Origin of the sequence: Nonlabens sp., from assembly GCF_965660805.1 — a bacterium.
Taxonomy (GTDB): Bacteria; Bacteroidota; Bacteroidia; order Flavobacteriales; family Flavobacteriaceae; genus Nonlabens.
On the sequence record NZ_CBFIBE010000056.1, the window covers coordinates 1 to 11,027 of the forward strand.

General features: G+C 37.5%; 9 protein-coding genes, 2 tRNA genes and 1 pseudogene. 10 read left to right on the top strand and 2 right to left on the bottom strand.

The features are described 5' to 3' along the window. The first annotated feature begins 235 nt into the window (after window positions 1–235). From ACTF48_RS10310 to ACTF48_RS10350, 9 genes are all read left to right on the top strand, one after another. A tRNA-Phe gene (locus ACTF48_RS10310) sits at window positions 236–308 on the top strand. 164 nt (window positions 309–472) lie between these two features. Continuing rightward, a tRNA-Val gene (locus ACTF48_RS10315) sits at window positions 473–550 on the top strand. A 10-nt stretch (window positions 551–560) separates the two neighbouring features. Then, complete coding sequence (locus tag ACTF48_RS10320) at window positions 561–1,292, top strand: type III pantothenate kinase (protein WP_438963078.1); 732 nt, start codon at window positions 561–563, stop codon at window positions 1,290–1,292. After that, window positions 1,289–2,536 carry a hypothetical protein gene (locus tag ACTF48_RS10325; protein ID WP_438963079.1) on the top strand — a complete coding sequence of 416 codons (1,248 nt, stop codon included), beginning with the start codon at window positions 1,289–1,291 and terminating at the stop codon, window positions 2,534–2,536. Before ACTF48_RS10320 ends, ACTF48_RS10325 begins: the two co-directional genes overlap by 4 nt. 19 nt (window positions 2,537–2,555) lie before the next feature. After that, window positions 2,556–3,917 carry a hypothetical protein gene (locus ACTF48_RS10330; protein ID WP_438963080.1) on the top strand — a complete coding sequence of 454 codons (1,362 nt, stop codon included), beginning with the start codon at window positions 2,556–2,558 and terminating at the stop codon, window positions 3,915–3,917. Then, complete coding sequence (gene lptC, locus ACTF48_RS10335) at window positions 3,917–4,489, top strand: LPS export ABC transporter periplasmic protein LptC (RefSeq protein ID WP_438963081.1); 573 nt, start codon at window positions 3,917–3,919, stop codon at window positions 4,487–4,489. The genes ACTF48_RS10330 and lptC overlap by 1 nt, the downstream gene beginning before the upstream one ends. After that, the gene (locus ACTF48_RS10340) at window positions 4,486–4,692 is read left to right on the top strand and encodes a hypothetical protein (protein WP_438963082.1); all 207 of its coding nucleotides are present in this window, start codon (window positions 4,486–4,488) and stop codon (window positions 4,690–4,692) included. The genes lptC and ACTF48_RS10340 overlap by 4 nt, the downstream gene beginning before the upstream one ends. Continuing rightward, window positions 4,692–5,960: a hemolysin family protein gene (locus ACTF48_RS10345; protein WP_438963083.1), complete on the top strand. Its 1,269-nt coding sequence runs from the start codon at window positions 4,692–4,694 to the stop codon at window positions 5,958–5,960. The genes ACTF48_RS10340 and ACTF48_RS10345 overlap by 1 nt, the downstream gene beginning before the upstream one ends. 146 nt (window positions 5,961–6,106) lie before the next feature. Continuing rightward, entirely contained in the window at window positions 6,107–8,221 is a 2,115-nt protein-coding gene (locus ACTF48_RS10350) for a peptidylprolyl isomerase (RefSeq protein WP_438963084.1), read from the top strand. A gap of 103 nt (window positions 8,222–8,324) precedes the next feature. Here the strand turns inward: ACTF48_RS10350 and ACTF48_RS10355 are convergent, their stop codons facing one another. Next, window positions 8,325–9,254, bottom strand: coding sequence for a GYDIA family GHMP kinase (locus ACTF48_RS10355; RefSeq protein WP_438963085.1), 930 nt, complete (start codon window positions 9,252–9,254; stop codon window positions 8,325–8,327). Between the two features lie 67 nt (window positions 9,255–9,321). Continuing rightward, window positions 9,322–10,635 (bottom strand): hydroxymethylglutaryl-CoA reductase, degradative, encoded by a 1,314-nt coding sequence (locus tag ACTF48_RS10360; RefSeq protein WP_438963086.1) that lies wholly within the window; start codon window positions 10,633–10,635, stop codon window positions 9,322–9,324. Window positions 10,636–10,762: 127 nt separating this feature from the next. Between ACTF48_RS10360 and ACTF48_RS10365 the strand changes: the two are divergent. After that, window positions 10,763–11,027 (top strand): annotated as a pseudogene (locus tag ACTF48_RS10365) (S9 family peptidase); the annotation flags it as partial.

Below are 11,027 nucleotides of genomic sequence, written 5' to 3' on the forward strand. Positions count from 1 at the left end.
AATTTTCTTTATCATCTAGTCAAAAAATAATTCAAATTAATAATACGGCATTAGAAACATAAATTGGTATTATTTGAAAAATCGTATGAAGCAATGCTATGAGTAGGTTTTAAAGTATTGATAAAACTTAAATCGGACACTAATGAAAATAAATCGAAGTTTTTAAGAAAAAAATGCCTCAAAAGCTTTCCTCAAAAATATATTTATGTAAATTTGCCACCGCTTTAGAGCAAAAGGTACCTTAGCTCAGTTGGTAGAGCAATGGACTGAAAATCCATGTGTCCCTGGTTCGATTCCTGGAGGTACCACTTTAAAAAGCCCTGTTAACGCAGGGCTTTTATTGTTTAAAAAAACAGCTATAATCTTTAGCACAAACAGTGACTAACAATTAGTCATTCCTTTATAAAAACGTTTTTTTGTTTTCTATAACTTATAACTCATAAAGTCAGTTTATATTTAGCCACTTAAAAGCGTGGAATTAGCTCAGTTGGTTTAGAGCGTTACGTTGACATCGTAAAGGTCGCTGGTTCGAATCCAGTATTCCACACCATTAGAGTTATATGATTCTCGTTATAGACATAGGCAACACATCTATTAAAATTGCTGCGGTAGATAATTACCAGGTATTACAGCACTACAGAACAGATGAACAACAGCTAGTAGCAACTACTAAAAAACTTTTAGGAGAATTCCCTGAAATAAAAGAAGCTGCCCTGTGTCAAGTCGGGCATTTTGAGAATAAAATATTACAGGAGCTACAAAAAATAGTACCTGTTTTTATAATTAACCAGCACGTAAAACTTCCTTTCACTAATTTATATCAATCAGAAAGCTTAGGAAATGATCGCATCGCCCTAGTAAGTGGCGCTATAGCTCAACAGCAAAAAGACCAGGCAGCACTTATTATAGACGCAGGAACTTGTGTGACCTATGATTATATAGACTCAGGGAACAACTATCATGGAGGAGCCATTTCCCCTGGTTTAAGATTACGTTATGAATCACTGCATAATTTTACAGCAAACTTGCCGTTATTAACTCCACAAGATACAGATGAATTCATAGGAAACACCACAGAAACCAGTATACATAGCGGTGTTGTGAATGGATTATCACAAGAAATAAAAGGATGTATCAATCAGTATAAAAAGAAAAACAAACACATCAACATTTTTATAACAGGTGGAGACGCTCAAGTGTTGTCAACTCAACTAAAAAGCCGTTTCTTTGCCACGCCTTTTTTGATGCTCTACGGCATCTATTATTTATACCATTTTAATAAAGAAATATGATCAGAAGTATTTTAATCGTTTTAGTAGCATGCACTTGCTTTACAGGACTTGCACAACAGCGTACTTCGTCTCCTTACTCCTTCTTCGGTCTAGGACAGCAAACATTTAAAGGCACCATAGAGAATCGCAGCATGGGTGGAATACGAGTTTATAGCGACAGTATTCACGTGAACTTGCGTAATCCTGCCTCTTATGGAAACCTAAGATTAACAACTTATACCGTAGGCGCTGTGCACACAGAAACCTGGGCAGAAACAGCTGCAGAACAAGAAACTTATGATAACACAACCATTGAATATGTAAGTGTAGGAATACCAGTAAGTTCAAAAGCTGGATTTGGTTTCGGTTTAATCCCATTTAAATCCGTCGGGTATCGCTTAGGTACTATTACAGAAGATATTTACACAAACTTTGAAGGTGAAGGAAGTTTAAACAGAGCTTATTTTGGTTTTGGATATCAACCTATTGAAGGCTTAAACATAGGTGGTGAAGTACGCTACAACTTTGGAGAAGAAACAAACTCTTCAAGTGTAGCTCTTGCAGGAGTACAGTTCGGTACTAATGAGTTTAACGAAACAGATTTTAGCGGTGTTTCTTATAATTTTGGAGTACACTATAACACCATATTGAATGAAAAGTATGAACTACAAGCAAGTGCTACATTCACTCCAGAGAGCAATATAACAGCAGATAATTTTAGAACACTATCCACGATAACCTTTGTAGGTGATTCAGAAACCCTTGTTTCTTCAACAGAATTTGATGCACCACGTGAAAAGTTCAAATTACCATCCGAACTAACTGTAGGTCTTGGCCTTGGTGAACGTTTAAAATGGTTTGCAGCCGCAGAGTACACCTTACAAGGAACCAGCAGCACAACAAACAGAACATTTACACCGGCAAACGCGACTTTTACAGACGCCTCTTCCTATAAACTAGGAGGATATTTCATCCCTAATTACAACAGTATATCAAACTACTGGAGTAGAGCTACTTATCGCGCTGGAGTACGTTTTGAAGAAACAGGCTTACAACTAAATGGAGAAGACATCACTGAGTTTGGCATATCTTTTGGAATGGGTATCCCGGTGGGACAGACTAGCGCCTTTTCAAATGCAAATATCGGATTTGAATATGGACAGCGTGGAACGACTACTAGTGGTTTAATTAAAGAAAACTTCTTTAGTGTCTCGCTTGGATTATCACTTAATGATAAGTGGTTCCAAAAAAGAAAATATAATTAAGAACAATAAAGTAACGATTATGAACCTTAAAACTACTTTTTTAACATTAATAGCTGTTATCAGTATCGCTTTCGCGAAAGCGCAAGAAGCAGGAGATTGTAACGTCATGTTAAGCATATTTGCTGAAAATGCAAAAGCAAAAAACTATGACGAAGCCCTTAAGCAATTAGAGCCACTTCTAGACAAATGCCCTAAAGCTAGTGCCGCTATTTATCAATATGGTGAAATTATCTACTCGCACCGTTTAAGAAAGAAAATAGGTGTAAAAGAAGATAATGTTCAAGGACTTATAGACATGCTGAATGGAGAAATTAACTTATTCCCTGAAGCGGTAAACGTGAGCAAGAAAAAAGTAAAACTTGCAAGTAAAATGTATAAATATGGGCAAGGTGAGCAAACTGAGCAATATTTAATGCTTGAAGATGTGTTTACCAAAGATCCAGAAAATTTTACAGATCCTAATGGAATGATCACCTACTTTAAACTAGCAGAAAAAGAATATAAAGACAAGAAAATAGACCTTCAAAAATTATTTGACACCTATGACGCTTTAACAGAAAGAATAGAGCAAGTACAAGATGAAAGATCTACCATTATTCAAGAATTAATGGATAAAAAAGAGACTGATGGTTCTTTAACAGAAGCAGAAGAGATGAAAATCACTTATCAAGAGAAAAACTTAAAGAACTATAACATAGTGATGAAAAGTGTAAACGGTACTCTAGGTCAACTGGCAGACTGTGATAAACTCATCCCACTTTATGAACAAGACTTTAATGAAAAGCAAAGTGATGAGAAATGGTTAGGAAACGTTCTAAGAAGATTACAAAGTAAAGACTGCACAGACGCTCCTCTTTATGTAAGATCTGTAAAAGCCTTACATGTATTAAAGCCTAGCTGGAAAACAGCATATGGACTTGGAAACATTGCAACGACTACTTCTGAGAAGTTTCAGTACTGGGATCAAGCCATCTCTTTAGGAGCTGATAAGGACACACAATCTAAGATCCATTACAAAAAAGCTGAAATCGCTAAAAGTAAAGGTCAGTATGGAACTGCAAAAAGAGAATACCTAGCATCAAATGCGGCTAAACCTTCTTTCGGGACACCATTCCTTAAAATCGCTAATCTTATCGCAAATAGCGCCAATAGCTGTGGAGCCACACCATTTGAAAAAAGAGCTGTAAACTGGCTCGCCGCTCGTTATGCAGATAAAGCAGGAAGAGTAGATGCAAGTATTAAATCTAGAGCCGCTCAAACAGCAGCCAGCTATAGAGGTCGTGCTCCACAGAAAAATGATATCTTTATGAACAAAGAATACAACTCAGGAGATACGATTAGATTCAATTGCTGGGTAGGTGATTCTGTAAGAATACCATAATGATAAAACCTATATTTCACATATTAAAAGTAACAATCACGGCCATGGCCGTGATTTGTGTTTTATCCTGTGATGATAATCTTAAGGCTATTCAAAAAATGCAAATAGCATCAAATGAGCCCATAGCCGAAGTAAAGGAAATGATCTTAAAACACACAGATAGTGGAACTATTAAAGTAAAATTAATGGGAGAAACGATGCTGGATTTTTCAAATGACATTTACCCATACACAGAATTTCCAGACGGAATCCATGTAATAGTTTATGAGCAAAAAAACGATAGCCTTTTAGAAACTAATATCACAGCAGATTATGCTATTATGTATAGTGAATCAGATTTAGTAGATTTGATAGGAAATGTAACCATAGTAAACCACGATGGAAACACTTTTAACGGTAAGCAACTATACTGGGACCAGAAAGCACAATGGATTTTTACAGACCAGCCGTTTCAAACCCATCTTAAAAACGCTACCACTACAGGAAAGATGCTGGACGCAAATGAAGACCTAGAAGAAACCATAGTGCGCAACAACAATGATCAATTCTATAGAACACCATTAAAAAAATGACAAAATTCTTTAAGTATTTTCAGTACGCCTACATTTTATTTGCAGGTTTTTTTCTCGTGAGAGGTTTCTATGAATACAGTGACGCTCCTAATACTGCCTACCTATTATGGGCTATGGCAGCACTAGTACTTTTCATGTTTTTCTTTAGAAGAAAATATATCAGTAAATTTGATAACAGTCATAAAAAAGATGACATAAAATAATGATAACAGCGCTGCTCATTATTATCACCATGCTGGTTCTCAGCGCCTTTTTCTCTGGTATGGAAATCGCTTATGTGTCTTCAAATAAGATTCATATAGAATTAGAAAAACGCCAGGAAGACTTTATAGGTCGTGTGTTAAGCAACCTTACCGCTTACCCGTCTAAGTTTATCATATCCATGCTCATAGGTAATAGTATCGCCTTAGTGATCTATGGACTATACATGGGTGACCTTATCACAGATCAGCTCATACAACCTTACTTAGAACTATCTACCAGTTTTGAACTAGTGGTTCAAACCGTTATTTCTACATTAGTGATCCTACTCACAGCAGAGTTTTTACCTAAAGTATTTTTTCAAATTTATGCAAACGAGCTCCTCAAGTTCTTTGCGGTACCAGCATACCTATTTTACCTCCTATTCTACCCTATCTCCTGGATATGTATTCAGATCTCAGACTTTTTCCTGCGCATATTTTTTAAATCAGATGGCGATAACGTACAGCTCTCTTTTTCAAAAATCGAGCTAGGAAACTACATTACAGAGCAAATGGAAAGCGCACAAGAACAAGATGAAGTAGACACTGAAATTCAAATTTTCCAGAACGCACTAGACTTTTCGGCAGTAAAAGCTCGTGAGGTTATGGTACCTCGTACTGAGATGATTTCAGTACAACAAGACATAGATATAAAAGAACTCAATAAAAAATTTGTGAGCACCGGTTTATCTAAGATTTTAATACACCAGGAAACTATAGATGACATTACGGGTTATGTACACAGTTTTGACCTTTTTAAAACACCACAAAACATAAAAAGTATCACGCGCAGCGTTATTAATGTTCCAGAAACTATGCTTGCAAAAGACGTTCTAAATAAACTCATGAAAAGACGTAAAAGCATCGCTATAGTACTCGATGAATATGGAGGAACCTCAGGACTTATCACCGTTGAAGATATTGTAGAAGAACTCTTTGGAGAGATTGAAGATGAACATGATTCTGACACCTTAATAGACACACAACTTAGTGCGACCACATTTAAATTTAGCGCTCGTTTAGAAGTAGACAGCATTAATGAAAACTACAAACTGGATCTACCTGATAACGAGCAATATGAAACCCTAGGTGGACTCATCGTTTTTGAGACAGAAGGTATCCCTATGGAAGGAGATATCGTGACCATAGAACACTATAAATTCACTATTCTAGAAACCTCTAATAACAAGATTGACCTGGTTCAGATGGAGATCTTAGATTTAGAATAAGCACTTACCCTTAAAGATTATTCTTGATCCGCTTTCGCGAAAGCGTAATTCTATAACTCTCAAGTCTTATAAAGCACACTTTTAGCTTTAATAATTAGAGGGAAAACACTATTTTCGCCGTCACTTTAAAATTAAATCCATTTACGATGGCCATATTAGGTAAAATTAGATCTCAAGGATTAATCCTTATTCTAGTAATTGCACTTGCATTATTTGCATTTATCATTCAAGGTTTGTTAACGTCTAGCGGCGCTGCAAAAGGTTCCTCACTAGGCTCTGTAGGCGATACAGAATTAGACAGAGAGGCTTTTGGACGTAGAGTTGAGGCCACTATGCAACAACGTGGCGCAGGAACATCTACCGTGCAAGCGGTAAACAGCGTATGGAATGCAGAGGTAAGAGATGCCGTTTTAAGAATGCAAATTAATGAAGCTGGTATAGACGTGTCTGATGAAGCCGTAAAAAATCAAATCCAGAAGATGTATGCAAACTCTCCTATTTTTCAAGATGAAAATGGTGAGTTTTCTGAAATTAAAATGAACACATTTGTTGCTGATTTGAAGAATAATCAACCAGAACGTTATCAGTTATGGTTGCAAGATGTAGATAACGCCGCAGACCAAGCTAAACAAACTCAGTTTTTCAACTTATTGAAATCTGGAATCATAGGAACTCAAGCAGCTGGTGAGATGGAATACCGTCTTGCAAATGATAACCGCAGCTTTACTTTTGTAAACATTCCTTACACGAGCATAGCAGACTCACTTGTAGAAGTTTCAAAGTCTGAAATCGCAGATTATATCTCAAAGAACAAAGAAAAATATAAGGCTGATGCGCAACGCGATATCCAATATGTGCTTTTTGAAGACAAAGCCTCTATGGAAGATAAGCAAGCCATGAAGGAGGATATGACTAAACTTCTTAACTCTTATGAAGAGTTTAGTGAAAACACTAACAGAACTGAAAAGTACGAAGGCCTTAACTCAGTAACAGATGTTGAAACCTTTGTAAACGCACAATCTGACCTACCTTATGATGACTCTTTTATCTTAACCTCTAAGATCGCTGCAACAGCTCAACCTATAGCTGCGCTAGAAAAAGGAGCAACTTATGGACCTTATGAAGATGGAGAGTACATGAAAATCTCTCGTCTAGAGGACAAGAAAATGATTATGGATAGTGTTCAAACTAAACATATTCTTGTAGCTTATGCTGGTGCATCACGTTCTACTGCAACACGTACTAAAGAAGAAGCAGAAAAAGTAGCTGACAGTATTTTTGCCACTATAGGACAGAGTTCTAGTAAATTTAATGCCAAATGGGACTACTTTAATAAAAACACTGAAATCGCAAAAGGTGAAGATATAGGATGGGTTGTTTACTCTGGTAACGCAAAAAACTTTGCTCCAGGATTCTCTAAATTCTTATTTGAAAACGATAAGGGAACTGTAGGGATTTCTGAAAGTTCTTTTGGGTATCACATTATTTACATTCAGGATGCCAAAGCACCTACAGAAGCTGTTAAAATAGCAACAGTTGCAAAGAAAGTAGAAGCTTCTAAGAGAACTGGAAAGAAACTCTTCACAAACGCTCAAAAATTCCAGCAAGGTGCAGCAGACAAAAATTTTGTTGATGTAGCAAAAGAATATACGCTAGATGTAAAACCCGTAAAGAACCTTAAGGCGATGGATGAAAACCTACCTGGTTTACAAAGAAATCGCTCCATAGTTCAATGGGCATTTAAAGAAACTACAGATGTAGGAGAAACAGAACGTTTTGAAACTCCTGAAGGTTATGTAATCGTTCAACTAACCAGAAAGTCTGAAGCTGGTGTAATGTCTACTGAAGAGGCTAGCGCAACAGTAACACCTATTTTACGCAATAAGAAAAAGGCACAAATGATCATGGATAAGATCACTGCAACTGAGGTTAATGACATCGCAACTGCACAAGGAGTTTCTCCTAGAGCAGCCACGGCTGTTAATCGCAAGAGCCCTACTATTCCAGGTGTTGGTGAAGAGCCTAAAGTGGTGGGCGCAGCTTTTGGACTAGAGCAAGGAGCTACCTCTAAGCCTATCGCAGGAGAAAAAGGAGTGTTTGTATTAAAGGTTACTGCTGTAGAAAACGCACCAGATTTAGGAAACTACGGTTCTGACGCAAATCAAGTAGCACAACGTACCGCAAATCAAGCGACTTCTAAACTCGTAGAAGCATTAAAAAAATCTGTAGAGATTACAGATAACAGAGCTACTTTCTACTAGAAACTAGTTATTATATATTATAAAAAACGCCGCTCAATGAGCGGCGTTTTTTGTGTAATAAGAAAACTATAAGTAAAATGAACGTCTAGCTTTTAGTTCAGGTTCAAAGTATCACCTCATCCCATTCTAGGATCACTTCATAACCACAATTCTTAAAGTAGTTACGCTCGTCTTTTCCACCAGTACACATCATAAAATCACCACCCCAACCGCCTAAACTTTTAATCACACCAGAGTAGTCTGGAAATAGATACTCTTGAACAGGCTGTACACCTATTAAGCTCGATATGATTGCTTCATGTCTCTGTACGGTTTTATGAAACGCTTCAAGATCATTTGAAGATGCTATAAATCGTTGTGGCATGGCGCTAAGCTCTGCTCGCAATTCAGCGGTTATGAGGTTTGCATTAAATTGAGCTATGGAATCGCGACTGTTTTGTTTTCTATTTTGATACACAAAAAAAATAGACTGTTTTATCGCTGGAATCCAGTTCAAGAACTCTACAGCAGGTTGTGCATTATTATAATTATAAACCAGAGCAGTACCAGCGGTGGCACAAGCAATATCATAACCACTACCGCCGAAACAAGCAAACTGTAACTCATATGCATCACATTCCAGCCATTGCGCTATTAAAGAAATAAGTGTGGAACTGGTTCCCATACCATACTTACGATTAAAATCCAGTGTCGTAACCGCATCAAATCCATGAGCGATGATTTCTATTGCGTTGGGATGAAGTTCTATCGCTTTCTGCAAGATCTCAATGAGTTTAGCAGCGATATCATCATCTATTTTGACGGGCTTTACATTAAAAAGCAATTCCAAACTCAATCTAGTTTCAAACCATAAGCTACCATCTGCATCATAGCTTTTCCATGAAAAGAAATCATCTTCTCGAGAGCTAATTTCTAGATACTGATTTAACTTTAAAGGAATGGCAAGCGCAGGAACATTATCCAGCACTGCATATTCTCCCGTGATAAGAAACTTGCCGTGAGCTGTGAATTTTAGTGTAGTTTGTTTAGTCAATTTATAGATTATATGTTTTATTCTTCCCTAAGGGCATACTTAAGTCAGCCCTTAGGGAAATGCGTCGCTATTTATCCCTCATTAATTCCAGCGCTTCACGCAATCCAGAGAAACTAGGTGTTTTATCGGTAAACGCTTTTTTGAGTTGTGCTTTTTCGGTGTCGTTTGCCCCTATTTGCTCCAGCATGTTTACTAAGTGCATTTTCATATGACCGGCTTGAATTCCTGTAGTCACCAGTGAATGTAAAGCTGCAAAGTTTTGAGCCAGTCCAGCAACCGCAGTTACTTTCATTAAATCTTGCGCGCTAGGGTTACCTAAAATTTGCATCGCAAGTTTAGAAAGTGGATGTAGTGATGTTAATCCACCTACAGTTCCTAGGGCTAGTGGAAAATCTGCTTCAAAGGTAAAGATGTCGTTCTCTACTCTAGCACGCGTTAAACTTCTATACTGGCCATCACGCGCAGCATAAGCATGCACGCCTGCCTCTACTGCTCTAAAATCATTTCCGGTCGCAATCACCACCGCATCTATACCATTCATGATTCCTTTATTATGGGTCACCGCTCGATACGGCTCTACGGTTGCGATATCTACCGCGCGAGTAAATTTACGAGCAAAATTTGCACCGCTTACTCCATTAATAGTTCCTATCTCGTCAATTTTACAAGAAACCGACACGTTTACCAAACACTGTGGCACATAGTTACTCAATATACTCATAATAACTTCGGGCGCATCGCTTGAAAAACCATCAAATTGACTTGCTTTTTCTCTTAAGCTGCTGGCCAGTTGTTCCAGTGTCGTGTTGATAAAATTTGCTCCCATGGCATCTTTAGTCTCAAAAGTCGCATGTAACTGGTAATAGCCATCCAGAGCACTGGTCTTGTTCACCAGTTCTATATCTAGCAAGCCACCACCACGTTTTTTCATACTAGCATTTATGGACTCGATGGATTGTAATAAATACGCTTTCGCGAAAGCGTAAAACGCCTCCATCTCACTACTCGCACCGTGATACATAATATGTACCTGACCCGATTTTATGGTCGACTTAATACTTGTTTTAAAACCACCACGAGTTAACCAAAACTTAGCCGCTTTACTGGCAGCAGCCACCACAGAGCTCTCCTCAATGGCCATAGGAATGGTGACTAAATGGTCGTCAATGAGAAAATTAGGCGCCAGACCGAAAGGCAAATAGTAGTTAGTTATCGTGTTTTCACTAAAACCGTCGTGTAATTCTTGCAGTTTTGCATCCTCATTCCAGTAACGTGTTATGAGATTTTGAGCTGCAGCGTCACTATTAAAATAAGTATCAACCAGCCAGTTAACTTTTTCTTTTTTAGACAGTTTTGAAAAACCTATCACAGGTGCATCCATGAAAAAATATTTAAGGAACAAAGATACAATTACGAGTCTTAATGACTGTTGAATCATAATAGCATAAACGAACTGATTTTTCCTTTTTTTTCTGTATAATTGATACTTTAACCTATTTTGTTATTACATGATTAAGAAAAGTCTATTTATGGTGCTGTTTTTACTGACCGGTTCAGTGATGATTGCCCAGCAAAACATTACCGTAGAAGATATATATACAGGTACTTTTCGTACCGCTGGATTGCAGTCTCTGGAATCTTTAAACAACGGTAAAGAATACATCATTCTCAATTATAATCGCGACCGCACGCAGACTATTGATAAATACAGCTATGCGACTGGCGAGAAAACTGGAACACTGGTAAGCAGTGCAGATCTTAAAATACCCATAC

Excerpts from the sequence above, each read along its gene's own strand:
- ACTF48_RS10320 (WP_438963078.1), top strand. The coding sequence starts at position 561 with ATGATTCTCGTTATAGACATAGGCAACACATCTATTAAAATTGCTGCG.
- ACTF48_RS10325 (WP_438963079.1), top strand. The coding sequence starts at position 1,289 with ATGATCAGAAGTATTTTAATCGTTTTAGTAGCATGCACTTGCTTTACA.
- ACTF48_RS10330 (WP_438963080.1), top strand. The coding sequence starts at position 2,556 with ATGAACCTTAAAACTACTTTTTTAACATTAATAGCTGTTATCAGTATC.
- lptC (WP_438963081.1), top strand. The coding sequence starts at position 3,917 with ATGATAAAACCTATATTTCACATATTAAAAGTAACAATCACGGCCATG.
- ACTF48_RS10340 (WP_438963082.1), top strand. The coding sequence starts at position 4,486 with ATGACAAAATTCTTTAAGTATTTTCAGTACGCCTACATTTTATTTGCA.
- ACTF48_RS10345 (WP_438963083.1), top strand. The coding sequence starts at position 4,692 with ATGATAACAGCGCTGCTCATTATTATCACCATGCTGGTTCTCAGCGCC.
- ACTF48_RS10350 (WP_438963084.1), top strand. The coding sequence starts at position 6,107 with ATGGCCATATTAGGTAAAATTAGATCTCAAGGATTAATCCTTATTCTA.
- ACTF48_RS10360 (WP_438963086.1), bottom strand. The coding sequence starts at position 10,635 with ATGGATGCACCTGTGATAGGTTTTTCAAAACTGTCTAAAAAAGAAAAA.